A 26,519-nucleotide genomic window follows, 5' to 3' on the forward strand; every position below is an offset into this window, starting at 1 on the left:
GCGCATCGCTCGACCGGGAGACCGGAAGATCGGGAGATCCGACGATCAGGATTCGGACGGCGTGTCGGCCGTTTCCGCGCGCGTCCCGCCCGGCTCGTCGTCGCCGCGCTCGGCCGCCCGCTGCGCCATTTCCACGTAGGTCTGCGCCAACGCGCGCAATTCTTCCTCCGACGCATCCTCGATCCCGATCAGCCGGTCGCTCGCCGCGCGCGTGACCGCGAGCAGTTCGTCGAGCTTCAGGTGCAACGCCACGCTGTCGCGATTCTGGTTGCGCTGCAGCAGGAACACCATCAGGAACGTGATGATCGTGGTGCCGGTATTGATCACGAGCTGCCACGCGTCGGAGTAGTGAAACAGCGGCCCGCTGACGAGCCACAGCACGGTGATGGCGACCGCGCTGCCGAACGCCACCGGCGAGCCGGCCCAGGTGGTCACGCCCGACGCAAAGCGTTCGAACGCGCGGGTGACGGTGTTCCCGGCCGGCCGGGAACCGGCGCCGGGCTCGCACGCCTTGTCGCGACGGCCGCTCGGGGGTTCGTGGGGTTCGCGCATGAAAGCCTCCGGATTCGATCGTTTGTTTGAATGCGCGCATGAGCCGCCTTGCCGCCCGCCGCGAACCGGTCGCAAGCTGGGGACTTGGGGTTCGGTCCCGTGTGCGCGCCGTCGAGACAAGCATCGCGCGTGCCCGGCCGCACGGCCCGCGCGGGGTTTACTGCGGCGTGTGCGTGTCCTCGTCGTCCGGGAAATAGCGCGTGTCGGTCAGTTGCGCGATGCCGTCGAGATCCGGAAAGATCGTCGCGATGCTCACGCCGACGCCGGCCAACTCCTGCCGGATCGTCGCGAACCGGCCGCCCGGCACGACGATCCGCATCAGGCGGCCGGCGAGGTCCGCGTCCTCGTCGAGCGGCACGAAGCGCTCGCCACGCGGGTCATAACGGTGGATCGTGAACCAGCCGTCCTGCGCGGTGATCCTCGGCATCACGTGACGCGGCCGGAACACCTTGGTGCGCGTGACCTCCAGCGGCGCGCGCCGTTCGGCGGCGGTCGCGATGTCGTCGGCGTCGTGCGACAGGCACCACACCACGCCGTCTCCGCCCGATTCGCTCGCGCGCCTGACCGCGAACCACAGCGCGGCCAGCGCGTTGCCGGACCAGTCGAGCAAGCGCGTGCGCATCCCGTGCTGCTGCGCGAGCGCGAGCCAGTCGCACGCATCGAGGTTCTGTCCGGGTTCGAGATGCGGCAGCGCGCGCCGCGTGAATTCGTCGAGCATCCGCGCTTCGACGTCGGGCGACGCGCGCTGCCGCGCAATACCCGGCACGAGCGGCCAGCCCGCGTTGCACTGGCCGCGAAACAGCCGCAGCGCCATCGTCTGCCGCTGCGCGCCGATCACGGCCATGTAGTCGGCCACGCTGTCGATCGCGCGATCTTCGGCCGCACGCTTATCGTCCATGCATCGTGCCTCCTGCCGCGGCTGCCCGTGCGCGCGGCCATTGCGTCGGCGCGGGTCCGGGATCGGCGCTTGCATCGCCGCTCGCCGGCCGCGGAACGGCCGGGACGGCCGGCTGCGTATCGCCCTGCGTATCTCCGTGTCGCATCGCGGTTCACCGCGTCGTGCCGTGCTCCCTCTGCCAGCGCTCCATCAGCGCGATCTCGTCGCGCTGCGCGGCGACGATCCGGCTCGCGAGCTGACGCAGCGTCGGGTCCTTGCCGTATTTGAGCTCGACCTGCGCCATGTCGATCGCGCCCTGGTGATGCGGCGCCATGTGCGCGACGAAATCGCGGTCGGCGTCGCCCGTGTATGGCGCGCTATCCATCGCTTCCATCATCTTGCGGTCGGCGCGCTTGAACGCCTGCGTGGACGTGTCGGGCACGCTGGCGGGATTGGGAGGACGCAACTGTGCCGCCACGGGCAGCGCCGCTGCGCACGCGGCCAGCAACGCGCAGGCTGCACCGCGGCGTATGAACGAACGGTTGAATGCAGACATGTGACGATTCCTCGACAAGAAAGTGAACGGTTCGCGTGCGGCATCCTCGCTCGTCAGCACACGTCGTATCGGCCACAGGCGGGCAACCGATGTGCCCGACGCACGCAGCGCGGCACGTGCCTTGCGCGGCCGCCTCGCATCGGCTCATCCGGGACCAAGGAGAAACGGCATGGCGACAGTGGCGGATTTCATCGTCGAGCGGCTGTACGACTGGGGCGTGCGCCGCATCTACGGCTACCCGGGCGACGGCATCAACGGATTTTTCGGCGCGCTGAACCGCGCGGACGGCAAGATCGAATTCATCCAGGCGCGCCACGAGGAGATGGCGGCCTTCATGGCGTCCGCGCATGCAAAATTTACAGGCGAGCTCGGCGTATGCGTCGCGACGTCGGGCCCGGGCGCCGCGCACCTCGTGACGGGCCTCTACGACGCGCGGCTCGACCACATGCCGGTGCTCGCGATCGTCGGCCAGCAGGCGCGCGCGGCACTCGGCGGCCACTACCAGCAGGAAGTGGATCTTCCGGCGCTTTTCAAGGACGTTGCAGGCGCATTCGTTCAGCTTGCGACGGTGCCGGGCCAGGTGCGCCATCTGGTGGACCGCGCGGTGCGCACCGCGCTCGGCGCGCGCGCGGTCACCGCGCTCGTGCTGCCGAACGACCTGCAGGAACTCGACTACGCGCCGCCGAAACGCGCGCACGGCACCGTGCATTCGGGGGTCGGCTATACCGCGCCGAAAGTCGTGCCGTATGCGGACGACCTGCGACGCGCGGCCGACGTGCTCAACGCGGGCTCGAAAGTCGCGCTGCTGGTCGGCGCCGGCGCGCTGAAGGCGACCGACGAAGTGATCGCGGTAGCAGACAAGCTCGGCGCGGGCGCCGCGAAAGCACTGCTCGGCAAGGCCGCGCTGCCGGACGACCTGCCGTGGGTCACCGGCTCGATCGGGCTGCTCGGCACCAAGCCGAGCTACGCGCTGATGACCGAATGCGACACGCTGCTGGTCGTCGGCTCCGGTTTTCCGTATTCGGAATTCCTGCCGAAGGAAGGCCAGGCGCGCGGCGTGCAGATCGACCTGAAGGCCGACATGCTGAGCCTGCGCTACCCGATGGAAGTCAATCTGGTCGGCGACAGCGCCGAGACGCTGCGCGCGCTGCTGCCGCTCTTGAACGAGCGGCGCGACACCACGTGGCGCGACCGGATCGCGAAATGGAACCGCGACTGGCACGACACGCTCGCGGCGCGCGCGGCCGCGAAGGCGAGCGCCGGGCGCGGCGTGAATCCGCAGCGCGCGTTTACCGAGCTGTCGCCGCGCCTGCCCGACGACGTGATCCTGACGAGCGATTCGGGCTCCTGCGCGAACTGGTATGCGCGCGACCTGATGATGCGGCGCGGGATGATGGGCTCGCTGTCCGGCGGGCTCGCGTCGATGGGCGCCGCGGTGCCCTACGCGATCGCCGCGAAATTCGCGCATCCGGTGCGCCCGGTGATCGCGATGGTCGGCGACGGCGCGATGCAGATGAACAACATGGCCGAGCTGATTACCGTCGCGAAATACTGGCGCCAGTGGCCCGATCCGCGCTGGATCTGCATGGTGCTGAACAACGAGGACCTGAACCAGGTCACGTGGGAGCAGCGCGTGATAGAAGGCGACCCGAAGTTCGACGCGTCGCAGCAGATCCCGAACGTGCCGTACTACCGCTTCGCGACGCTGCTCGGCCTCAAGGGTATCTACGTCGACGATCCGGAACAGCTCGGCGCCGCGTGGGACGAAGCGCTCGCGTCCGACCGGCCGGTCGTGCTCGAAGTGAAGAGCGACCCGGAGGTGCCGCCGCTGCCGCCGCACGTGACGCTGCAGCAGGCGAAGCATTTCGCCGAAACGCTGGTGAGGGGCGACCCGCGCGAGGGCAACGTGATCGTCGAGACCGCGCGGCAGGTGTTGTCGGCCGTGCTGCCGGGCGACCACGGCGACAAGGCCGGCAAGGGCAGCAAGGACGGGAAAGGCGAATCGTAAGGCCGCGGGACGGCGCGACGTTCACGGTCGGTTCTGGCGTTTTGCGATGATGGCCGGCACGCCGCCGCTGTCGCTGTCGCGCCGTTCCGGAACTTGATCCGCACAGCAAACGACCTTCCGCCCGCCACACGCGCGCGTAAAAACGCGTCACTCGATTTACAAGCCGGCTGTGACGCACCGGCCGTTGCGCGCGGCATTCCGCACCCCCGCACGACTGCATACGTGCGAGCCGCGCGCGCACGAAACTTGCTCTGCCGCGAACGGTTGTCGTCACGCCGCCGAATGCGGCAAGGAGTCGCGTTGCTCGTCCCGCTGTCCAGGAACACGCGTCATATCGCATGCATCGCACCGTTCGCTTGGGCGGCCGCGCCGATCGTCGCGCGCGCGGCCGCCGAGCGTGCCGAGCCCGGCAATCCGGCCGCGCCGCTGCCGCTCGCGTACGTGATCCACGCGGCAGGCCCCGCCGCGCAGCCGGTCTTCGTGCTCGGCTGGGCGCTGCTCGCGCTGTGCTCGTTCGTGTGCGTCGCGATCGCGGTGCTGCTGCTGATCGCGCTGTTTCGTCGTCGCGCGCAGGCGGGCGGCGGCTACGGCAGCGGGCTGACGATCGTGACCGTGGGCACCGTGATCTCGATCCTGCTGCTGTTCGGCGCGCTCGTGTACATGCTGCGCGTGCTGGGCGCGATCGCGGCGCCGCCGCGTCCGCCCGCGCTGACGATCGTCGTCACCGCGCAAGACTGGTGGTGGGCCGTTCGTTATCCGGACGATGCGAACGGCCCGGGCTTCGTCACCGCGAACGAAATCCGTATTCCGGTGGGCGAGCCCGTCGCGATCGAACTGAAGAGCGCCGACGTGATCCATGCGTTCTGGGTGCCGCAACTCGCCGGCAAGACGCAGACGATTCCCGGCCAGACCAACCGCCAATGGCTGCAGGCCGACCGGCCGGGCATCTACCGCGGCCAATGCTCGCAATACTGCGGCGCGCAGCATGCGCACATGGCGTTCGAAGTCGTGGCCGAGCCGCCGGACGCGTTTCGTGCGTGGCTCGCCGCGCAGCGCCAACCGGCCCAGGCACCCACGGCGAGCGCCGGCGCCGAACGACGCGGCCAGCGCGTGTTCGCCGCGCGCTGCGCGGGCTGCCACGCGGTGCGCGGCACCGACGCGACGGGCGACGCGGGCCCCGATCTCACGCACGTCGGCACGCGCCGGCTGCTCGCGGCCGGCACGCTCGACAACACGCCGGACAACCTGCGCCGCTGGATCGCGCATGCGCAGCAAATCAAGCCGCAATCGCTGATGCCGTCGATCGCGCTCGCGCCGCGCGACGCCGACGATCTCTCCGCGTATCTCGCGACGCTGCACTGAACCGAGGATGCCGATGGCCATTGCCCGCGACACGCCCGCCCCGCTCAGCCGCGTACCCGATCTCGGCGACGCGCCGCCCGGTTCCGCGCACGAGCGCGCGCTGGCCGAGCTGTGGGAATCGGAACCCGGCTGGCGCGGCTGGCTCGGCACCGTCGATCACAAGCGCATCGGGCTGCGCTACATCGTCACCGCGTTCGCATTCCTGCTGCTCGGCGGCGTCGAGGCGCTCCTGATGCGCATCCAGCTCGCGCGGCCGAACGCGACGCTGCTCACGCCCGCGCAATACGATTCGCTGTTCACGATGCACGGCGTCACGATGATCTTCCTGTACGCGCTGCCCGTGCTGTCCGGCTTCGCGAACTATCTGTGGCCGCTGATGCTCGGCTCCCGCGACATGGCGTTTCCGCGGCTGAACGCGTTCTCGTACTGGGCGTTCCTGTTCGCCGGGCTGTTCCTGTACGCGAGCTTTCCGCTCGGCGCGGTGCCGGACGGCGGCTGGTTCAACTACGTGCCGCTCACGTCGCTCGACTACAGCGCCGGCGCGAACATCGACATCTACGCGCTCGGGATGATCCTGCTCGGCATCTCGACGACCGGCGGCGCCGCGAACTTCGTCGTCACGTTGCTGCGGATGCGCGCGCACGGCATGTCGATCGACCGGGTGCCGATCATCGTGTGGGGCACGCTGACCGCGTCGGTCGCGAACCTCGTCGCGGTGCCGTCGGTGAGCCTCGCATTCCTGCTGCTGTGGCTCGACCGCAATGCCGGCACGCATTTCTTCGACGTCGCGCACGGCGGCCGTCCGCTGTTGTGGCAGCACCTGTTCTGGATGTTCGCGCATCCGTGGGTCTACGTGGTCGTGCTGCCGGCAATGGGGATCGTGTCGGACGCGCTGCCGACCTTCTGCCGACGCCCGCTCGTCGCATACGAGGCCGTCGCGGTATCGACGGTGGCGACGATGCTGATCGGCTTCGAGGTGTGGGTCCACCACATGTTCGCGACGGGCATCGCGCCGCTCGCGCTCGCGTTCTTCGGCGCCGCGAGCATGCTGATCTCGATTCCGAGCGCGGTCGCGGTGTTCGCATGGATCGCGACGATCTGGACCGGCCGCCCCGTGTTTCGCACGCCGTTCCTGTATTTCGCGGGCTTCGTGCTGATGTTCGTGATCGGCGGCGTGTCCGGCGTGATGACCGCGGCCGTGCCGCTCGACTGGCAGCTCACCGATACGTACTTCGTCGTCGCGCACCTGCACTACGTGCTACTCGGCATCAACGTGTTTCCGGTGCTCGGCGGCGTCGCGTACTGGTTCCCGAAATTCACCGGGCGGATGATGAACGAGCGCGTCGGCAAGCTGACCTTCTGGGTCGTGCTGGTCGGCTTCAATCTCGGGTTCTTCCCGATGCATATTTCCGGGCTGCTCGGGATGCCGCGCCGCATCTATACCTATCCGTCCGGGATGGGCTGGGACACGTCGAACCTGCTGACGACGATCGGCTCGTTCGTGTTCGGGATCGGCATCGTGATGTTCGTCGTCAACGCGCTGGTGAGCGCGCGGCGCGGCGTGCGCGCCAGCGAGAATCCGTGGGGCGCGGCGGGCCTCGAATGGTCGGTCGCGTCGCCGACGCCCGTGTACAACTTCGCGGTGCTGCCGCTCGTCGCGTCGCGGCATCCGCTGTGGGAAACGCGCGACGATCCGGCGCGCACCAGCCTGCGGGTCGGCTACCGGCTCGCCGATGGGCGCGAGGCGCTCGCGGTCACGCCGCTCGCCGCCGCGCCGAGCGCGATCCTGAAGATGCCCGAAGACAGCTGCATGCCGTTCGTGCTCGCGCTGCTCGCGACCGCCGTGTTCGCGGCGATGCTCGCGCGCTCGCCGACGCTCGTGTGCGTGGCAGTCGCCGGTTGCGCGATCGCGATCGCCGCGTGGCTGTGGCCGCGCCGCGAACTCGGACAACGCGCGCGCCTGCCGGTCCGCGCCGACACGCAGGCGCCTGCCGCGGCCGCCGGGCGTCATCCGGACGAGCCGCCGTCGGCGACGGCGCCGGCAGCCGCGCCGGCCGCGTGCATCGAGCCGCTGCCGGTCGGCAGTTGCGGCGAACGCGCGGGCGGCTGGTGGGGCATGCTCACGCTGATCATGACCGAGGCCGGACTGTTCGGCTACCTGCTGTTCTGCTACTTCTACCTGCAGTCGCAGTGGTCCGCACCGTGGCCGCCCGAAGGGATGCCGAAGATCGGGCTCGCGGCCGCCAACACGGTCGTGCTGCTGTCGAGCAGCGTGTTCGTGTGGCTCGCCGAGCGCGCGGTGCGGGCCGGCCGGCAGGCGCGCGCGGTCGCGCTGCTCGTCGTCGCGCTCGTGCTCGGCACCGTGTTCGCGCTCGTTCAGTTGCACGAATGGCGCGATCACCCGTACGGCCCGACCGCGCACCTGTACGGCAGCCTCTACTTCACGATCACCGGGTTCCACCTCGCGCACGTCGTGGCCGGTCTCGCGATCCTCGCGCTGCTCGCCGCGTGGACGGCCGCCGGTTTCTTCGGCCGCGAGCGACGCGTCGCGCTGACGGTCGGCGGGTTCTACTGGCACTTCGTCGACATCGTGTGGCTGTTCATCTTCACCGCGCTGTATGTGTCGCCGTTCTGGCTGAGGGGCACGGGATGAGCGATGCACGACGCGCGTGGACACCGTTGCTCGCGATCGCGGCGGGCCTCGTCGGCGCGCCCGCGCTGTGGTTCGCGCAAATGCTGGTGTCGGAGACGCTCGCGTCCACCGCGTGCTATCCGCTCGGTGTCGCGCAGGCCGCGCCGCGCTGGGCGCACGTCGGCGTGTGGCTCGCGCTGATCGCCGCGGGCGCGTTCGCGCTGGCCGCGGCCTGCGCGACCTGGCTCGCGCACGCGTGGCGGCACCGGCACGATGCCGATGCGCATGCCGCGACGCGCGACGGCAGTACGCGCTTTCTCGCGCGCTGCGGCATACTCGCGGCGCTCGGTTTCGTGATCGGTCTGGTGTTTACGGGGATCGTCACCGCTTTCGTGGGGCCTTGCAGTCCATGGCGCTGATCCCGTTCGCTTCGTTTCCGTTCCCGTTCCGAGTTCTGGGCCAGCGCGCGGGTGTCGCGTTTGCGGTATGCATCGCGCTCGGCGGATGCGACATGCAGCGCGACGACAACGCGGCCGCGGCCGGCGACACGGCCGACGCCGCGTCGGCGGCGGAAGCGCCCGAGCCCGCATCGGGCTGGCGGTTCGTGCGGATTCGCGCGTCGGCGGCCGATGCCGGCGCGTCAATGTCCGCTCGCGTGAAGGACGACCGTCGGCTGTCACGCGACCGGGACGCGTCAGTGGCGGATGCGACATCGTCCGCGGCGCCCACTCCGCCGCCCGATGCTGCGTCTGCCTCGACTGCCCGCCGCCCGATAATCGCGGCGGCGGCCGCGAGCGCCGACGCCGCGACGCTCGCACGCGGCCGCTATCTCGCGCTCGCCGGCGATTGCGCCGCGTGCCACGACGCGGCCGACCATACGCCGTACGCGGGCGGCCAGCCGGTGAATTCGCCGTTCGGGCCGATCTATGCGCCGAACATCACGCCGGACCCGACGCACGGCATAGGCCACTACACGCTACGGCAATTCGACGATGCGATGCGGCGCGGCGTGCGCGCGGACGGCAGCCGGTTGTATCCGGCCATGCCGTACCCGTCGTTCGCGCACCTGAGCGACGACGACGTGCGCGCGCTGTATGCGTATTTCATGCGCGGCGTCGCGCCGTCCGCGAATGCGGCGAAACTCACGCAACTGCCGTTTCCGTTCAACCAGCGCTGGGCGCTCGGGCTGTGGAGCCTCGTGTTCGCGAACCGCGACCGGTTCACGCCGCAGCCGTCGCAATCGGCGCAATGGAATCGCGGCGCGTATCTCGTACAGGGGCTCGGCCATTGCGGCGCGTGCCATACGCCGCGCGGGCCGGCCTACAACGAACGCGGCTACGACGAACGCAGCCCCGCGTTCCTGACCGGCGGCATCAACGACCACTGGTTCGCGCCGAACCTGACCGGCGCGGTTCCGGGCGGCCTCGGCCGGTGGTCGGCCGACGACATCGCCGCGTTCCTGCGCAGCGGTCATGCGGCGCGCGGCGCGGTGTTCGGCGCGATGGCGCCGGTCGTCGGCGAAAGCACGGCGTTGCTGACGGAGGACGATCGTCGTGCGATCGCCGTGTACCTCAAGTCGTTGCCTGCGCAACCGACTGCCGCGACGAATCCGCTGGGCGTGGGCGTGCCGCGGCTGACGGTTGCCGGCCCGCGTCCGGAAGGCGGCCAGCAGGCGCCGGGGGCCGGCGTGTATGCGGGGTTCTGTGCACGCTGCCATGGCGCCGAAGGTAAAGGCGTACCCGATCGCGGGCCGGCGCTCGCGGGCAGTTCGATCGTGCTCGCGGCCGATCCGACGAGCACGATCCGGATCGTGGTCGAAGGTGCGCGGCCCACGCCAGGCAAGCCGGGGCCGGTGCAGCGGATGCCGGCGATGCGCGGCGCGCTGACGAGCGGCGAGATCGCGGCGGTGGTCAGCTACGTGCGCGGGGCGTGGGAGAATCGGGCAGCGCCGGTGTCGGAGCAGGATGTGAGGCGGTTGCGGGGGGCGATCAAGCGGTAGCGGCGTGCTGCTCGCGGGGCTTCCCCTGCGATGCCGGCCGGATCAATGCGGACCGGCCCGGCACGAATGTTTCAGCCCGGCCCTGACGATATCAGCCGTGGGCCGCCGCGGTAGAGCGCTTCACGCTTCACACCGGACTCGCGCGCCAGCGCCGTCATGCCGCGCGCCTTCGCGACATTCCCAGCGCGGCCTGGATCAGTCGAGGATCCCCATCTTCGAACGCCTGCGCCAGGTCGTGACGAATCGCTTCTTCGTCCTTCAGGTACTTCGAGCCATCGAATTCGGCCAGTTCGCTGATTTTCATCTTCAATCCCCCGGTGCTGATCGCGGCGCTGCCGACCGGGTCGAAGGCCATCGGTCCGTTCCGCTACCGGCTCGCAACAGCCTGCGCTTCCGGCGCCTGCCACCCACCGCCAAGCGCCTTGAACGCCGCGACCGCCGCGCGCGCCGCTTCGGTTCGCGCCTGCACGCGTTCGTCCGATGCGCGCAGCAGGCCTTCGTCGGCCTGCAACACCTCGATCAGGCTGACCACCCCTTTCTGGTAAGCCGCGAACGATGCGGTCCGCGCGCGGCCGAGCGAATTCACGCCGTCGCCGAGAATGGCTGCCTGCTCGTCCCGCTTGACGAGCGCCGAGAAGGCATTCTCGACGTCCTCGGTCGCGTGCAGCGCCGCGAGCCGATACGCGGCCAGCATTTCGGCATCCTGCCCTTTGGCCTGCGCGATCTGCGCATTGATCCGGCCGAAGTCGAACAGGCGCCAGCGCAGGCCGAGCACGCCCGCCGCCTGGGTCGCGCCGCCGGCAAACAGGTTGCCGGCGCCCATCGTCGTCGCGCTGCCGATCAGCCCGCTCAGCGAAAACTTCGGGTAATACTCGGCGATGGCCACGCCGATGCGCGCGTTCGACGCCGCCACGCGCCGCTCGGCGACGATCAGGTCGGGCCGGCGCCGGAGCAGTTCGCCGGGCGTGCCCGTCGCCGCAATCCGAGGCGCAACCGGCACGTCGCCGCCGGCGAGCAATTCTGCGCGATGCGTGCCGGGCTGCGCGCCGAGCATCACGTCGAGCGCATTCATCGCCGCGTCCAGCGCCGCTTCGAGCACCGGCACCGTCGCGCGTACCTGCGCGAGCGCGCCTTCGGCCTGCCTCACCTGAAGCTCCGCCGCGAGGCCCTTTCCATAGAGCAGGTTGAGCGTCGACAGCAGATCCTGCTCGGTCCGCACCTGGCGCCGCGCGACGTCGAGGCGGCCCTGCAACCCGCGAATCGTGATGTAGGTGTCCGCGGTTTGCGCGGCGACGGCGAGCCGCGTCGCGACCGCCGCCGCTTCGGATGCCTGATAATCGGCGAGCGCCGCTTCGCGGCCGCGGCGCAACCCGCCGAATACGTCCAGTTCCCAACTCGCGTTGAGATCGGCCTCGTAGTCGTTGCCATGACGGTCGAAACCGGGTGTTGAATTCAACACGCGCCCCAACGGCGTTTCGACCGACTGGTAGACGCGCGCGGCCTGCCCGCTTACATTGCCCGACGGCAGCAGCGCCGCGTTCGCCGCACCGAGCCCCGCGCGCGCCTGCTCGACGCGCGCCGCGGCCTGCGCAAGATCGAGGTTCTGCGCGAGCGCCAGCGTGATGTATTGCGTCAGTTGCGGATCGCCGAAGCCCGTCCACCACGTCGCGAGGTCGGCGTCGGCCGCCGCGTGGCGCTGGTCCACGGCGCGCTGACCCTGGAACTGCTGCGGCATCGCCACGTCCGGCCGCACATAGTCGGGACCGACGGCGCACCCCGCCGACAAGATGGCGGCCAGCGCCGCGGCAACGATGGGTTTGGGTAGCATGTGGGCTTTAGCAAGAATCCGGTAGTGACTATAATACCAAATAGTCACTCGTTGTCCATTCCCGTCCGTTGCAGCCCATGAAAAAAATCGACCCTTCCCCGGCGCCCGCGCGCGGCCCGGCCGACCACGACGTCCGCGACCAGATCGTGGCCGCCGCCACCGAGCACTTCAGCCGGTACGGCTACGAAAAGACGACCGTGTCGGACCTCGCGAAGGCGATCGGCTTCTCGAAGGCCTATATCTACAAGTTCTTCGAGTCGAAACAGGCGATCGGCGAGATGATCTGCGCGCACTGCCTGCACGAGATCGAGACGGACGTGCGCGCGGCTGTCGCCGAGGCCGAACTGCCTACCGAAAAGCTGCGGCGGATGTTCAAGGTCTTCACCGAGGCGAGCCTGCGGCTGTTTTTCCGCGACCGCAAGCTGTACGACATCGCGGCGTCGGCCGCCACCGAAAACTGGCCGTCGGTGCAGGCCTACGAGGCGCGCGTGCAGAAGCTGCTGCAGGACGTCCTGCAGGAAGGCCGGCAAAACGGCGAGTTCGAGCGCAAGACGCCGCTGGACGAAACCGCGACCGCGATCTACCTCGTGATGCGGCCGTACCTGAACCCGCTGCTGCTGCAGTACAACCTCGACACGACCGACGCCGCGCCCGCCCAACTGTCCAGCCTCGTCCTCCGAAGCCTCGCACCGTGATGTGCTCCCATTTGTGACCATTGACTATATTGGTCACTAGATACACAATGAAAGCCCCGATCACTTCATCACTGGGTCTTTCATGGTTCGGCGTCGCCTCGCTTTCTTCGCAGTCGCTTCCGCACTGCCCGTCGCGCTAGCCGCCTGCAGCGGAAAAGCGCCGTCCGATCCGCGCACGGACGCGCCGCTCGTGCGCACCGCCGTCGTGCAGGCGGCCGTCCCCGCGTCCCGCTCGTTTACCGGAACCGTCGCCGCGCGCGTGCAGAGCGATCTCGGCTTCCGGGTAGCCGGCAAGGTGCTGGAGCGGCTCGTCGATACCGGGCAAACCGTGCGGCGCGGCCAGCCGCTGATGCGGCTCGACCCGGTCGACCTGAAGCTCGCGGCGCGCGCCCGCGACGAGGCGGTCGCCGCCGCACGGGCCCGCGCGCGGCAGACCGCCGAGGACGAAGCCCGCTACCGCGACCTGCGCGGCACCGGTGCGATATCGGCATCCGCGTACGACCAGGCCAAGGCCGCGGCCGATGCCGCGAAAGCGCAGTTGAGCGCCGCCGAGGCCGACGCCGACGTCGCGCGCAATGCGACCGGCTATGCGCAACTCGTCGCGGACGGCGACGGCGTGGTGATGGAAACGCTCGCGGAGCCCGGTCAGGTCGTTAGCGCGGGGCAGCCGGTGGTGCGGCTCGCGCACGCCGGCAGCCGCGAGGCCGTGATCCAGCTGCCGGAAACCCTGCGCCCGGCGATTGGGTCGCTCGCGCAGGCCGGGCTGTTCGGCAAGCCGGACGTCGGCGTCCCCGCGACGCTGCGCCAGCTTTCCGATACCGCGGATGCGAGAACGCGTACTTTCGAAGCGCGCTACGTGCTGCAGGGCGCGCTGGCCAATGCGCCGCTCGGCGCGACCGTCACGATCCGCATCGCGGACGACGCGCGCACGGCTTCGCCACGCGGCATGCAGGTACCGATCGGTGCGCTGCTGGACGCGGGCAACGGGCCCGGCGTGTGGGTCGTCGCCGGCGAACCGGCCAAGGTGGCGTGGCGGTCGGTCAAGGTCGAGCATCTCGACGACGACAGCGCGCGCGTGTCCGGCGACGGCACGCTCAAGCCAGGCGAGCGCGTCGTCGCACTCGGCGCGCAGTTGCTGCACGAAGGCGAAGCGGTCCGCGTGTCTGCGCCGGCCGCCACCATCGCGAGCGAAGGAGCACGGCCGTGAGCGAACGCCGCTTCAACCTGTCCGCGCTCGCCGTGCGCGAGCGCGCGATCACGCTGTTCCTGGTCTGCCTGATTTCGCTGGCCGGCCTCGTGTCGTTCTTCAAGCTGGGCCGCGCGGAAGATCCCGCGTTCACGATCAAGGTGATGACCGTCATCACCGCATGGCCGGGCGCCACCGCGCAGGAAATGCACGATCAGGTTGCCGAAAAGATCGAAAAGCGCATGCAGGAGCTGCGCTGGTACGACCGTACCGAAACCTATACGCGTCCGGGCCTCGCGATCACGACGCTGACGCTGCTCGACAGCACGCCGCCGTCTGAAGTGCAGGAGCAGTTCTATCAGGCACGGAAAAAGATCGGCGACGAGGCGACCAACCTGCCGGCCGGCGTGATCGGCCCGATGGTCAACGACGAATACGCGGACGTCACGTTCGCGCTGTTCGCGCTGAAGGCCAGGGGCGAACCGCAGCGCCTGCTGGTGCGCGACGCCGAAGCGTTGCGTCAGCGGCTGCTGCACGTGGCGGGCGTGAAGAAGGTCGACATCATCGGCGAGCAGGCCGAGCGCATCTACGTGCAGCTGTCGCACGACCGGCTCGCGACGCTCGGCGTGAGCCCGCAGGACGTATTCGCGGCGCTCAACGGCCAGAACGTGCTGACGGCGGCCGGCTCCGTCGAGACGCGCGGGCCGGAGATCTTCATTCGCGTGGACGGCGCGTTCGACAAGCTGCAGAAGATCCGCGACACGCCGATCGTCTCGCAGGGCCGCACGCTGAAGCTGTCGGACATCGCGACCGTCGAGCGCGGCTACGAAGATCCGTCGACGTTCATGATCCGCAACAACGGCGAACCCGCGCTGCTGCTGGGCATCGTGATGCGCGACGGCTGGAACGGGCTCGACCTCGGCCGCGCGCTGGACGGTGAAGTCGGCGCGATCAACCGCGAACTGCCGCTCGGCATGAGCCTGACCAAGGTCACCGATCAATCCGTGAACATCAGCTCGGCCGTCGACGAGTTCATGGTCAAGTTCTTCGCCGCGCTGCTCGTCGTCATGCTGGTGAGCTTCGTCAGCATGGGCTGGCGCGTGGGACTCGTCGTCGCCGCGGCCGTGCCGCTGACGCTGGCCGTGGTGTTCGTCGTGATGGCCGCCACCGGCAAGAACTTCGACCGCATCACGCTCGGCTCGCTGATCCTCGCGCTCGGGCTGCTCGTCGACGACGCGATCATCGCGATCGAAATGATGGTCGTGAAGATGGAGGAAGGCTACGGGCGCGTGGCCGCGTCGGCCTACGCGTGGAGCCACACGGCCGCGCCGATGCTGGCCGGCACGCTGGTGACCGCGGTCGGTTTCATGCCGAACGGCTTCGCGCGCTCCACCGCCGGCGAATACACGAGCAACATGTTCTGGATCGTCGGGATCGCGCTGATCGCGTCGTGGGTCGTGGCGGTGGTGTTCACGCCATATTTCGGCGTGAAGATGCTGCCCGAGTTCAGGAAGATCGAAGGCGGCCACGACGCGATCTACGACACGCCGCGCTACAACCGCTTCCGCCAGCTGCTGACGCGCGTGATCGCGCGTAAATGGCTGGTCGCGGGGTCCGTCGTCGGCCTGTTCGTACTCGCCATTCTCGGCATGGCGGTCGTCAAGAAGCAGTTCTTCCCGATCTCCGATCGCCCCGAGGTGCTCGTCGAGGTGCAGATGCCGTACGGCACGTCGATTTCGCAAACGAGCGCCGCCGCGTCGAAAGTCGAAGCGTGGCTCGCGAAGCAGAAGGAAGCGCGGATCGTCACCGCGTACGTCGGCCAGGGCGCGCCGCGCTTCTATCTGGCGATGGGGCCGGAGCTGCCCGATCCGTCGTTCGCGAAGATCGTGGTGCGCACCGACAGCCAGGACGAACGCGACGCGTTGAAGGCGCGCCTGCGCCGCGCCGTCGCCGACGGCCTTGCGCCCGAAGCGCGCGTGCGCGTCACGCAGCTCGTGTTCGGCCCGTATTCGCCGTTCCCGGTCGCGTATCGCGTCACCGGCCCCGATCCGGACACGCTGCGCGGCATCGCGTCCGACGTCGGGCAGGTGATGAACGGCAGCCCGATGATGCGCACGGTCAATGCCGACTGGGGCACGCGCGCGCCGACGCTGCATTTCACGTTGCAGCAGGATCGCCTGCAGGCGGTCGGGTTGACGTCCAGCGCGGTCGCGCAGCAGCTGCAGTTCCTGCTGACCGGCGTGCCCGTCACCGCGGTGCGCGAGGATATCCGGACCGTGCAGGTCGTCGCGCGTTCGGGCGGCGACGCGCGGCTCGACCCGGCGCGGCTCGACGACTTCACGCTCGCCGGCGCGAACGGGCAGCGCATTCCGCTGTCGCAGGTCGGCAAGGTCGACGTACGGATGGAAGAGCCGATCCTGCGCTGGCGCGATCGCGTGCCGACGATCACGGTGCGCGGCGACATCGCCGACGGCTTGCAGCCGCCGGACGTATCGGCCGCGATCACGAAGCAGCTTCAGCCGATCGTCGCGCGGTTGCCGAGCGGCTACAGGATCGAGGAAGCAGGCTCCATCGAGGAATCCGGCAAGGCGACGAAGGCGATGCTGCCGCTGTTCCCGATCATGCTCGCGATCACGCTCGTCATCATCATCTTCCAGGTGCGCTCGATCTCGGCGATGGTGATGGTGTTCATGACGAGCCCGCTCGGGCTGATCGGCGTGGTGCCGACGCTGATCCTGTTCGGGCAGCCGTTCGGCATCAACGCGCTGGTCGGGCTCATTGCGCTGTCGGGAATCCTGATGCGCAACACGCTGATCCTGATCGGGCAAATCCATCAGAACGAACAGGCCGGGCTGGATCCGTTCCATGCGGTCGTCGAGGCGACCGTGCAGCGCGCGCGGCCGGTGATCCTCACCGCGATGGCGGCCGTGCTCGCGTTCATTCCGCTCACGCATTCGGTGTTCTGGGGCACGCTCGCGTACACGCTGATCGGCGGCACGTTCGCCGGCACGATTCTCACGCTGGTGTTCCTGCCGGCGATGTACGCGATCTGGTTCAGGATCGGGCCGGGTCGTGCCGCCGGCTCGCATCGCGGCGAACCCGAACCGGCGTCACTGACCGACTCCACGCTCGCGGCCGCGCTCGACGCACGCAACTGACGCGCCCACCATTCATACTCGAAGGAAACAATCATGTCGAACCCTACCGTTGTCGTCGTGACGGGCGTGTCTTCGGGCATCGGGCGCACCACCGCAGAGCAGTTCGCCAGACGCGGGTGCCGGGTGTTCGGTACCGTGCGCAGCATTGCCCGAACCGCGCCCGTCGCCGGCGTCGAGTTGATCGAGATGGACGTGCGCGACGATGCGTCCGTTCAATCCGGAATCCGTACGATCGTCGAGCGCGCCGCGCGTATCGACGTGCTCGTCAACAATGCGGGCACGAGCCTGATCGGCGCGGTGGAGGAAACGTCGGTGGTCGAAGCGGCGGCGCTGTTCGACACCAACGTGTTCAGCATCCTGCGCACGGTGCAGGCGGTGTTGCCGCACATGCGCGCACGGCGCGGCGGACGCATCGTCAACGTCAGTTCGGTGCTCGGGTTCCTGCCCGCGCCGTACATGGGCCTCTATGCGGCGTCCAAGCATGCGGTCGAGGGATTGACCGAAACACTCGATCACGAGCTGCGCCAGTTCGGCATTCGCGCGACGCTGGTCGAACCGTCGTTTACGCGGACCAGCCTCGACGTCAATGCGCCGCGCGCGAGCGCGAAGATCGCCGACTACGACCGCGAACGGACGCTTGCGGCGCGCGCGGTCGTCGACAACGTGAAAGCTGCGCCCGAGCCCGACGGGGTGGCGAGCACCATTGTCGAGGCCGCGCTCGGCGCGTGGCGCATGCGACGCGCGCCGAGCGGCGAGGCATCGCTTTTGCGTACGCTGCGGCGCTTCATGCCGGCCGGCCCGGTCGATTCGAGCCTGCGCAAGAAATTCCGGCTCGGGTGACGGGACGATCGATGCAAGCGCCTTATCGTCGCAAGGGGGCCGCAAGGACGGTTCCCTCGCAACGATACCCGTCGATCACCGCCGCAGCACCGCCACCGCCTTGATCTCGACGATATAACCGGGCGCGCCGCCGAGCATGTGCGCGCCGACGGCCGTCCATGCCGGCCGCGGATGCGCATGGAAATAGCGGTCGCGCACCTGCATGAACAGCGGCAGGTCGCGCATGTCGGTGTGGAACGTCGTGAGGTCCACGACGTCGTCGAACGAAGCACCGGCCGCCTCCAGCACGTGCTTCAGATTCTCGAACGCCTGCACGATCTGCGCTTCGCGATCCTCGACCCGCTGCATCGCGGCGTCGCGGCCGATCTGGCCGGATATGTAAAGCGTATCGCCGACCCTCACTCCCGGCGCATAGCCGATTTTTTCGTACACGGCCTCCATGCCGGCCGGGATGATCGCTTCGCGTTTGCTCATGAGTGTCTCCATGGCCGGGTTTGCCGCGCCGACCGGTTACGTGATCGTTGTCGTGCGCACGGCAGCAGCGCGTGCACTGTGAAGCACAGCAAATCGGCAGGCGCGCCCCTCAACCCGTATCCCCACCCGCGACCGGCAGCACCGTGCCGGTGATATAGCTCGCCTCGTCCGACGCGAGGAACAGGATCGGCGCGATCTGCTCGTCGAGGCTGCCGTAGCGCTTGAAGTACGTCGATTCGGTCACCTGCCGTACGGCCTCGCCCATCCACGCCTGTTCCTGCTCGGTGTCGCCGGCCGCATTGCGCGGCACGCGGCGCGGCGGCGCGCTGGTGCCGCCCGGCGCGGTGGCGACGACGCGGATGTCGTGTTCCGCATACTCCATCGCGAGCGCCGACGTCAGCGCGTTCACGCCGCCCTTCGCCGCCGAATACGGCACGCGGCGAATGCCGCGCGTCGCATTCGACGAGATGTTGACGATCGTGCCGCCGCCGCGCGCGATCAGGTGCGGCAGCACGGCGTGACACGCGTAGAGCGTCGGCATCAGCGAGCGGCGGATTTCCGCGTCGATCTGCGCCGGCTCGAACTCGGCGAACGGCCGCATGCGAATCGCGCCGCCGACGCCGTTGATCAGGATGTCGATGCCGCCGAACGTCTGCACCGCGTATGCCATCGCCGCATGCGCGCCTTCGTACGTCTCGAGATCGGCGACGAAGCCGGCCGTCTCGCCACCGGTCGCTTCGGCCGCCACGTCGGCGACGAAATCCGCGCGATCGACGAACAGCACCTTGCCGCCCTCGGCCGCCGCGCGCAGCGCGACACCGCGGCCGATGCCCTGCGCCGCGCCGGTGACGACGACGACCTTGCCGGAGAATCGTTGCATGGTCATGCCGCCTTTGCCGTGACGTTGGGGGTGAACTTCTCGTAGTGGAAGCTGTTCGGCTTCACGCCTGCATCGTCGAAATACTGGCGCACCGCATCGACCATCGGCGGCGGCCCGCACAGATACACGTCGACGTCGCCGTCGTTCAGCGCGTCGGCCGGGATGTGCTGCGTGACCCAGCCCTTGCGTGCGTGGTTCGACGCCGAATCGGCAACGACCGTCGCGAAGCTGAAGTTCGGCAGCTTCGCCGCCAGCGCTTCGATCGCGTCGACCAGCACGAGATCGAGATCGCGCGTCACGCCGTAGATCAGGTGCACCTTCTGCTGCGACCCGCTGCGCGCGAGCACGTCGAGCATCGACAGGAACGGCGCGAGGCCCGTGCCGCCGGCGAGGAACAGCAGCGGCCGCTGCACGTCGCGCAGATAGAAGCTGCCGAGCGGCCCGTGCAGTTCGAGCGTGTCGCCGGGCTTCGCGGATGCGAGCCACGTACTCATTACGCCGCCCGGAATCTTCTTGATCAGGAATCCGACCTTCGCGTCGCCCGGCGCGGACGAGAACGAATACGACCGATGCTGGCCGCTGCCCGGCACACCGATGTTCACGTACTGGCCCGGCAGGAACGCCGGCGCATTCGCGCCGACGTCGAGTTCGAGCACGACGGCCGCATCATTGTGCTGCTCGACCTTCGTGACCGTCGCGACAAAGCTGCTTTGCCCGGTCTTGCACGCGACCGACGACGTCGGCACCGCGATCACGCAATCGCTGTGCGGCACCATCTGGCACGTCAGCACGAGGCCGCCGCCCTTTTCGTCCTCGGTGAGCGCATCGTCGATGTAATCGTCGCCGAGGTCGTAGTGCCCGCTTTCCGCGCGGCACTTGCAGGTGCCGCACACGCCGTCGGAGCAATCCATCGGCAGGTTGATCTTCGCGCGGAAGGCTGCGTCGAGCACCTTCTCGCCGGCCTTGCAGTCGATGAAGCGGGTTACCCCGTCCTCGAAATTCAATGCAATCCTGTAACTGGACATCGCGTCACCTCCACTTCCTTTCATGGCAAAACAACGGGCGTCAGACGTGATACACGTCGAGCACCTGCCGGATGTAGTCGTTCTTCAGCACGATCTTCTTGTGCGAAATCAGCAGTGCGTCGCCCGCCCGGCGCAACGTGACGAACATCGTGCCGAAGAAGTGATCGGTCACGCGATAACGGTGGTTCAGCGTGTGGAAGTTGTAGCGCACGTCGACCTCGCCGTCGCGTTCGGCCAGCACCTCGACGTTCGTCACGTTGTGGCTGGTGCGCGGCTCGGGCGTCGATGCGCCGCTGCGCTCGGTCTTGATCCGGAACACGCGATCCTCGAGTCCGCCGCGGTCCGCGTAGTACATCAGCGAGACCTGGCGCTGCGGATCGTCGGTCGGCCGATCGTCGTCGTCCCACGCCGGCATCCAGTACGTGACGTCCTCCGTGTAGCAGGTCAGCCACGCGTCCCACTCGCGATCGTCGAGCAGGCGCGCCTCGCGATACAGCGCCGCGCAAATCGTCCGGTAATCGAAGCTCATGCCGCTACCTCCCCGCGTTCCTTCTTCAGCGCATCGCGCATCACGTTCACCCAGTGTTCGTGCTGACACACGAACAGCCCTTCGTCCTCGCTGCGCTCGCCCGAAATACGCGGGTTCAGCCCCATCTTTTTCGCGTTCTCGTCCGGCCCGTCGATCCACAGCGGCGCGCCGCGCGACAGATCGTTCCACATCGCCGTGATGCCCGCATAGCCGGCCTGGCACGCACGAAACTCCTCGAGATCGTCGGCCGTGCCCATGCCGCTCACGTTGAAGAAATCCTCGTACTGGCGAATCCGCGTCGTGCGATCGGCTTCGCTCTCGCCCTTTGGCGCGAAGCAGAAGATCGTGACTTCGGTTTTGTCGACGCCGAGCGGCCGCACCACGCGGATCTGCGTGCTGAACTGGTCCATCAGGAACACGTTCGGATACACGCACAGGTTGCGCGTCTGGTTCACGATGAAATCGGCCTGAACGTCGCCGACGCGCGCACGGATCTCGTCGCGGTGCTGGTACACGGGCCGCACTTCCGGGTTCATCGTCTGGGTCCACAGCAGGATGTGGCCGTGGTCGAAGCCGTACACGCCCGCGACCGACTTGCTCCAGCTGTTCGCATCGACCGCCTTGGTGCCGTCCTCCTTGCGGCGGCTCATCGTCGCCGCATAGTTCCAGTGCACGGTGCTGACGTGGTAGCCGTCGCAGCCGTTTTCCATCTGCATCTTCCAGTTGCCTTCGTAGATGTAGGACGAGTTGCCGCGCAGCACTTCGAGCCCGTTCGGCGCCTGGTCGACGATCTGGTCGATGATCACGCGCGCTTCGCCGAGGTAGTCCTCGAGCGGCAGCACGTCGGCGTTGAGGCTGCCGAACAGGAAGCCGCGATAGTTCGCGAAGCGCGCGACCTTCTTCAGGTCGTGCGAGCCGTGCGTGTTGAACTGCACCGGATACTCGGTCGTCTTCTCGTCCTTCACCTTCAGCAGCTTGCCGGTGTTCGAGAAGGTCCAGCCGTGGAACGGGCACGTGAAGCTGCCCTTGTTGCCGTGCTTGCGGCGGCACAGCATCGCGCCCTTGTGCGCACACGCGTTGATCACCGCATGCAGCTCGCCGCCCTTGTCGCGCGTGATGACGATCGGCTGGCGGCCGATCCACGTCGTGTAGTAATCGTTGTTGTCCGGAATCTGGCTTTCGTGCGCCAGGTACACCCAGTTGCCCTCGAAGATGTGCTTCATCTCGAGTTCGTACAGCTCCGCGTTCGTGAAGATGTCGCGGCGGCAGCGGAAAATGCCGGCCGCCTTGTCATCCTGCACGGCGGTTTCCAGCAGGTGATCCAGTTCGTTGGTAGCGTCGATCGTGACGGACATGATGGCTCCTTCCATGCGCGTGCCGCGTCCTGCAAGCACGCTCGCATCGATATCGGTTGAATCTCGGGGGACCGGCCAGCAGCGGCGACGCACGCACGCGCGCCACCGTGCTGCCGGACGGGTTATGCCGTGGCTGAGGCGCGCAGGCGGTCGACGATCTGGTTGTCCTTGCCCTGTACGCGCGGCGTCAGCACGAAGTTGAATTCGATGTCCTGGTACGCATCGGTCTTCATGCCGAGCGCCGTGCCGCCGGTCTTGTCGGTCACGGGCGGAATCAGCTCCTCGCGCGTCGCATACGCGAAGTCGTCCCAGATCAGCGGATCGCCGTCGATGTTGAACTGCGTGGTCAGCTTTCGATGGACATCGCTCGTCACGAAGAAGTGCACGTGCGCCGGGCGGTTGCCGTGTCGGCCGAGCCGGTTCAGCAGTTGCTGCGTCGCGCCCTGCGGCGGGCAGCCGTAGCCGACCGGCATCAGCGTGCGGAATTCGTATTGGCCGTCGGCGCCCGTCTTCACCGCACCGCGCAGGTTGAAGTCGCTCTGCTTGCCGGTCGGGTCGAAGTGCGAATAGAAGCCGTGCGAATTCGCATGCCAGCATTCGACCAGCGCGCCGGCCACCGGCTTGCCGTCGAGATCCTTCACCGTGCCGTGGATCACGAGCGGGCCCGCGCCGTCGTCCGCGTCGAGGTCGATCTTCGCGACGCCGTCGCGCACCGGGGCGCCCGCCACGTACAGCGGCCCCTCGATCGTGCGCGGCGTGCCGCCGTCGAGGCCGATCGCCTCGTCCTCGGCATCCATCCGGATGTCGAGATACTTCTCGAGACCGAGGCCGGCCGCGAGCAGCGCCGCTTCGCCATCCTGACCCAGCTTGTTCAGATAGTTCACGCCGGCCCACACTTCGTCGGGCGTGATGTCGAGATCGTCGATCGCCTTGAACAGGTCGCCGAGCAGGCGCAGCACGATCTGCTGCGTGCGTGCGTCGCCGTTCGTGCCGCTTCCGCCAGTCCCGCCCGCGTTCGATGCGGCCTTCAACAGATCCTGCACTTCCCGGGTATCGAAAACTTTGACGCTCATGATGCTGTCTCCATGTGTATTGGGGGGGATGGCGGTCTTTGCCTGGCTCGACTACCGCGCGACGTTCGTCAGCCCGTTGCGGGTGAAACGCCTGACCTTGTCCTCGTCGAGCACGATGCCGAGACCGGGGCCGTCCGGCACGGTCAGTTCGAAGTCGCTGTAGTCCAGCGGCTGGGTCAGGATTTCTTCGGTGATCAGCAGCGGCCCGAACAGTTCGGTGCCCCACTGCAGGTTCGCGACGCTCGCGAACAGGTGCGCGGACGCCACCGTGCCGAACGCGCCTTCGAGCATCGTGCCGCCGTACAGCTCGATGCCGGCCGCGTCCGCGATCGCGGCCACGCGCTGCGCGGCGAAGAGGCCGCCGCTCTGTTCGATCTTGATCGCGAACACGTCCGCGCCGTGCTGCTTTGCGATGTCGAATGCGCTGTCGGGGCCCTGCAGGATTTCATCGGCCATCAGCGCGACGGGGAAACGGCGCATCAGGCGCGTCAGCGCCGCCGCCGACGCGACCGGCTGCTCGACCAGTTCGCAGCCCGCATCGGCCAGCGCCGGAATCGCGCGCGCGGCCTGCGTTTCGCTCCACGCCATGTTCACGTCGACGCGCACCGACGCGCGCTCGCCGAGCGCCTTCTTGATCTCGGCCACGTGGCGGATATCCATTTCCGGCGCCTTCGCGCCGATCTTCAGCTTGAAGACGTTGTGGCGGCGCAGGTCGAGCATCCGTTCGGCTTCGGCGATGTCGGTGGCCGTGTCGCCCGACGCGAGCGTCCACGCGACCGGCAGGCGATCACGGCGGCGCCCGCCGAGCAGTTCGCTGACCGGCACGCCGAGACGCTTGCCGTGCGCGTCGAGCAGCGCGGTTTCGAGCGCGCTCTTCGCGAAATGGTTGACCTTCGCGAGCTTGCCGACGAACGCCATCAACGTCTGAACGCGCGTCGCGTCACGGCCGATGATCGCCGGTGCGAGGTAAGCATCGATCGCGAGCTTCATCGCTTCCGGGCTTTCCGGGCCGTAGGCCATGCCGGCGATCGTCGTGCCTTCGCCGATACCGGTCACGCCGTCGCTGCAGAACACCTTCACGAGCATCAGCGTCTGGCCGTGCATCGTGGCCACCGACAACTTGTGCGGGCGGATCGTCGGCAAGTCGACGAGACGGGTTTCGATGCGTTCGATGGTGGGGGAGGACATGGGACACGCTGCGTGGGGGCTGTTCATGGAACGGATTTATACGCGGCGGGGAAATCGGGCGTCCAATACTTTTGGGCGGGATTTTCGATACCTAATTGGTATTGAAATCGCCCCCTGAATGCGAAATATTGCGGTGCGCCATACCTGTTTGGGTAGGCAGACGGGCTGGGAGGGTTGATGGAGCGGGTTGTGCGGGGTCGGGGGATCGTTTGGGCGGGGGCCTGCCGAGGCTGCTTGCGGCAGCGGGAAAACGAGCTGAAAACCGGCGGCCTGCCGAGTCGATCAGGGTTTTCCTGAGGGAAAAAAACGGTGGGCCGCCGTCGGGCCGTCGGCTTCGGTGTCGGCGTCGGTTTCGGCGAACGACCGGAAGGCCGTCACGCTTGCACTCATTGACGCAAACATGCTCCCTAAGACATCGATGAGGCGTCGGCAAGCGGTCGTATGTGCGACCGGCCGCCGGGCCGATACCAGCGACCGGATGCCGGGCACACGGCGGCGGGTGCGCCGTTCGACCAGACTTGTTCCTCATCCAGGTGCAGCGAGGTCGAACGGGCAGTGTCGAAGACGACGTCAAGCGCTTGCCCGACATGGACGTCTTCGATGGGAAGCTCCCAGGTCAGGAATATCTGGATGCAATCGCGGCCTGGCGCGAAGTCGACCGCATTAAATTCGCGACTGCCGCGCTGAATGACGCCATGAGGCTGGCCCGTATCGAATATCACAGCGGTCCCCCGGGTCAGCGGAATGCGATGGCCGGTAGCGGGAAAATGCAAGTCCAGCCCTCGGTCCTCGCTCAGGAAGAGATTGCAGAAGGCCGCACCGCCATATTGCGCGCCGTCATGGTGGTACCTCGCGCCACGACAGGCCATGAGGGCCACGTCACTGGCGGCAAGCACGTTGGGCAGTCCGAGTGCGCCCGTCCAGTCGGACATGGCCTGCACGCAGCGCTTGTAGTCCGGCCAGCGCGCTTGCGTTCGCGCCAACGGCATTGCCTCGACGTCCCCCGGCTCCAGGACGAGCCGCGACGATGTCTCTCTTTCCCAATCTGCGAGCAGCCGTGCGGAAGGAACCGGCACGTCGACCGTGCCTGATAGAACGATGTCACTGACGCGTCGACTGCGAATGGCGTCGCCGCTCCAGAAATAGGAAGTCAGCATGTCTCGAATTCGATGCCGTCGAAGGGGACAGATGGGGCAATTGTAGCGATTCAGCCTGATCACGTCGGCGAAAATCGGCCACGAACTGCCGGTCGCATGCGCCGCCGGCAGGCCGCTCAGGCGTCGGCTCTGCTTCGCAACCGGCCATCTGCCTGTCGCAAGGCGAGCGCTCGTTCAGCGCTCGAAATGGACATCCATCTGAGCGGCCAACGACGCCCGGCGCGACCAAGCGGCCGCGTCTCGCCTGTTAATCCCTGTCAGCCTGCCGGATTTCGTGCCGTGACGACCCAGGCAGCGCCGTTGATCAATACCGCTCCCTCGCCGGGGAGGCTCGCGAAGGCGGCATGAACGGCGGCGGAGGCACGGGCGCGGATGTCGTCGGGTTGACCAGCGAGCGCACGCGACAGCGGGCCGACCTCGAGCGTCATCCTCACTGCGTCGGCGATCGCGGCGTCCCGCGTTTCGCCCTCGCCGAATGGGACGGCGGCGTCGAAGGGCGAGATAACGATCTCGGCGAAACCGGCCGCCGTCAGGATGCGCGCCACGTGCTCCCGGTCGCCGAACGAAAACGGGCCGGGCGCGTCGGGATCGGGCAGCGCACTCGGCGGGACGATGTCCTTGAGCGCGCCCACCGGCAGTCGCATCCAATCGTTCTCGGCCGCCCCGCGCCAGCAGACGAAAGCGACCCGGCCACCCGGCCGGAGCGCGCGTCGCATATGGGCGAACGCCGCTGTCGGATCGGGGAAAAACATCACGCCGAAACGCGAGAACAGAATGTCGAACGCGCCTTCGGGCAGCGCTGCGCTGCTGGCGTCGGACACCTGAAACAGGGCCGGCGTATCGTGGCGCGCAAGCGCGCGCGCTCGATCGATCAGCGGTTCGGATATGTCCACGCCCAGCACGTGGCCCGCCGCGCCGACGCGAGCAGCCAGCGCCAGACTCGACGCGCCCGCGCCGCAGCCGATGTCCAGCACGCGCTCACCCGTCGCGGGCGCGGCGGCTTCGATCGCGGCCTGCCCGAACACCGCCACCAGAGCGTCGAGCCGAGCCTGGTTGGCGACCCAGCGCTCGCCGCTTTGACCATTCCAGTCACCCGCCTGATCAGCACTTTGCTTTGCCATGTCATTCTCCTTGACCCGACGATC

General features: G+C 68.1%; 22 protein-coding genes and 1 pseudogene. 9 read left to right on the top strand and 14 right to left on the bottom strand.

Annotation, left to right across the window (positions count from 1 at the left end):
- Positions 1-45 precede the first annotated feature (45 nt).
- From GJG85_RS33330 to GJG85_RS33340, 3 genes are all read right to left on the bottom strand, one after another.
- Positions 46-552, bottom strand: a complete 507-nt coding sequence (locus GJG85_RS33330) for a low affinity iron permease family protein (protein WP_204384533.1) — start codon at positions 550-552, stop codon at positions 46-48.
- A 157-nt stretch (positions 553-709) separates the two neighbouring features.
- The gene (locus GJG85_RS33335) at positions 710-1,450 is read right to left on the bottom strand and encodes an FRG domain-containing protein (RefSeq protein ID WP_050013927.1); all 741 of its coding nucleotides are present in this window, start codon (positions 1,448-1,450) and stop codon (positions 710-712) included.
- Between the two features lie 151 nt (positions 1,451-1,601).
- Positions 1,602-1,985 carry a DUF305 domain-containing protein gene (locus tag GJG85_RS33340; RefSeq protein ID WP_050013928.1) on the bottom strand — a complete coding sequence of 128 codons (384 nt, stop codon included), beginning with the start codon at positions 1,983-1,985 and terminating at the stop codon, positions 1,602-1,604.
- Positions 1,986-2,154: 169 nt separating this feature from the next.
- Here GJG85_RS33340 and GJG85_RS33345 point away from each other — a divergent pair, with 169 nt between their 5' ends.
- From GJG85_RS33345 to GJG85_RS33365, 5 genes are all read left to right on the top strand, one after another.
- Positions 2,155-3,993 (top strand): thiamine pyrophosphate-requiring protein, encoded by a 1,839-nt coding sequence (locus GJG85_RS33345; RefSeq protein WP_204384534.1) that lies wholly within the window; start codon positions 2,155-2,157, stop codon positions 3,991-3,993.
- A 300-nt stretch (positions 3,994-4,293) separates the two neighbouring features.
- A complete protein-coding gene (gene coxB, locus GJG85_RS33350) occupies positions 4,294-5,355 on the top strand; it encodes a cytochrome c oxidase subunit II (RefSeq protein ID WP_176016229.1) in 1,062 nt (353 codons plus the stop codon).
- A 13-nt stretch (positions 5,356-5,368) separates the two neighbouring features.
- Positions 5,369-8,008, top strand: coding sequence for a cytochrome c oxidase subunit I (gene ctaD, locus GJG85_RS33355; RefSeq protein ID WP_204384536.1), 2,640 nt, complete (start codon positions 5,369-5,371; stop codon positions 8,006-8,008).
- Positions 8,005-8,406: a cytochrome C oxidase subunit I gene (locus GJG85_RS33360; protein ID WP_204384538.1), complete on the top strand. Its 402-nt coding sequence runs from the start codon at positions 8,005-8,007 to the stop codon at positions 8,404-8,406. Before ctaD ends, GJG85_RS33360 begins: the two co-directional genes overlap by 4 nt.
- A complete protein-coding gene (locus GJG85_RS33365; RefSeq protein ID WP_204384540.1) occupies positions 8,397-9,986 on the top strand; it encodes a cytochrome c in 1,590 nt (529 codons plus the stop codon). Before GJG85_RS33360 ends, GJG85_RS33365 begins: the two co-directional genes overlap by 10 nt.
- A 107-nt stretch (positions 9,987-10,093) precedes the next feature.
- Here GJG85_RS33365 and GJG85_RS33370 read toward each other — a convergent pair.
- A pseudogene (locus tag GJG85_RS33370) lies at positions 10,094-10,290 on the bottom strand (addiction module antidote protein); the annotation flags it as partial.
- Positions 10,291-10,353: 63 nt separating this feature from the next.
- The gene (locus tag GJG85_RS33375) at positions 10,354-11,814 is read right to left on the bottom strand and encodes an efflux transporter outer membrane subunit (RefSeq protein ID WP_204384542.1); all 1,461 of its coding nucleotides are present in this window, start codon (positions 11,812-11,814) and stop codon (positions 10,354-10,356) included.
- Positions 11,815-11,891: 77 nt separating this feature from the next.
- Between GJG85_RS33375 and GJG85_RS33380 the strand changes: the two genes are divergently transcribed.
- From GJG85_RS33380 to GJG85_RS33395, 4 genes are all read left to right on the top strand, one after another.
- On the top strand, positions 11,892-12,509 hold the full coding sequence (locus GJG85_RS33380) for a TetR/AcrR family transcriptional regulator (protein ID WP_050013935.1): 618 nt from the start codon (positions 11,892-11,894) through the stop codon (positions 12,507-12,509).
- 82 nt (positions 12,510-12,591) lie between these two features.
- Positions 12,592-13,716: an efflux RND transporter periplasmic adaptor subunit gene (locus tag GJG85_RS33385; RefSeq protein WP_204384544.1), complete on the top strand. Its 1,125-nt coding sequence runs from the start codon at positions 12,592-12,594 to the stop codon at positions 13,714-13,716.
- Positions 13,713-16,853, top strand: a complete 3,141-nt coding sequence (locus GJG85_RS33390; RefSeq protein WP_204384545.1) for an efflux RND transporter permease subunit — start codon at positions 13,713-13,715, stop codon at positions 16,851-16,853. Before GJG85_RS33385 ends, GJG85_RS33390 begins: the two co-directional genes overlap by 4 nt.
- A 33-nt stretch (positions 16,854-16,886) precedes the next feature.
- Entirely contained in the window at positions 16,887-17,693 is an 807-nt protein-coding gene (locus GJG85_RS33395; RefSeq protein ID WP_204384546.1) for an oxidoreductase, read from the top strand.
- Positions 17,694-17,768: 75 nt separating this feature from the next.
- Here GJG85_RS33395 and GJG85_RS33400 read toward each other — a convergent pair whose 3' ends face one another.
- The 9 genes from GJG85_RS33400 to GJG85_RS33440 form a co-directional block, all read right to left on the bottom strand.
- A complete protein-coding gene (locus tag GJG85_RS33400; protein ID WP_089490480.1) occupies positions 17,769-18,167 on the bottom strand; it encodes a RidA family protein in 399 nt (132 codons plus the stop codon).
- 109 nt (positions 18,168-18,276) lie between these two features.
- Positions 18,277-19,053 (bottom strand): benzoate diol dehydrogenase BenD, encoded by a 777-nt coding sequence (gene benD / locus GJG85_RS33405; protein ID WP_089490366.1) that lies wholly within the window; start codon positions 19,051-19,053, stop codon positions 18,277-18,279.
- Positions 19,050-20,072, bottom strand: coding sequence for a benzoate 1,2-dioxygenase electron transfer component BenC (gene benC, locus GJG85_RS33410; protein ID WP_089490365.1), 1,023 nt, complete (start codon positions 20,070-20,072; stop codon positions 19,050-19,052). Before benC ends, benD begins: the two co-directional genes overlap by 4 nt.
- 40 nt (positions 20,073-20,112) lie before the next feature.
- Complete coding sequence (gene benB, locus GJG85_RS33415; RefSeq protein WP_204384547.1) at positions 20,113-20,601, bottom strand: benzoate 1,2-dioxygenase small subunit; 489 nt, start codon at positions 20,599-20,601, stop codon at positions 20,113-20,115.
- On the bottom strand, positions 20,598-21,956 hold the full coding sequence (locus tag GJG85_RS33420; RefSeq protein ID WP_050013943.1) for a Rieske 2Fe-2S domain-containing protein: 1,359 nt from the start codon (positions 21,954-21,956) through the stop codon (positions 20,598-20,600). Before GJG85_RS33420 ends, benB begins: the two co-directional genes overlap by 4 nt.
- A 122-nt stretch (positions 21,957-22,078) precedes the next feature.
- Complete coding sequence (gene catA / locus GJG85_RS33425; protein ID WP_050013944.1) at positions 22,079-23,029, bottom strand: catechol 1,2-dioxygenase; 951 nt, start codon at positions 23,027-23,029, stop codon at positions 22,079-22,081.
- A gap of 51 nt (positions 23,030-23,080) precedes the next feature.
- Positions 23,081-24,217: a muconate/chloromuconate family cycloisomerase gene (locus GJG85_RS33430; protein ID WP_050013945.1), complete on the bottom strand. Its 1,137-nt coding sequence runs from the start codon at positions 24,215-24,217 to the stop codon at positions 23,081-23,083.
- A gap of 407 nt (positions 24,218-24,624) precedes the next feature.
- Complete coding sequence (locus tag GJG85_RS33435) at positions 24,625-25,374, bottom strand: hypothetical protein (RefSeq protein ID WP_050013946.1); 750 nt, start codon at positions 25,372-25,374, stop codon at positions 24,625-24,627.
- A gap of 257 nt (positions 25,375-25,631) precedes the next feature.
- On the bottom strand, positions 25,632-26,495 hold the full coding sequence (locus GJG85_RS33440) for a class I SAM-dependent methyltransferase (RefSeq protein WP_050013947.1): 864 nt from the start codon (positions 26,493-26,495) through the stop codon (positions 25,632-25,634).
- Positions 26,496-26,519 lie beyond the last annotated feature (24 nt).

It is taken from the genome of Burkholderia sp. MS389, from assembly GCF_016899425.1.
Lineage (GTDB): Bacteria > Pseudomonadota > Gammaproteobacteria > Burkholderiales > Burkholderiaceae > Burkholderia > Burkholderia sola.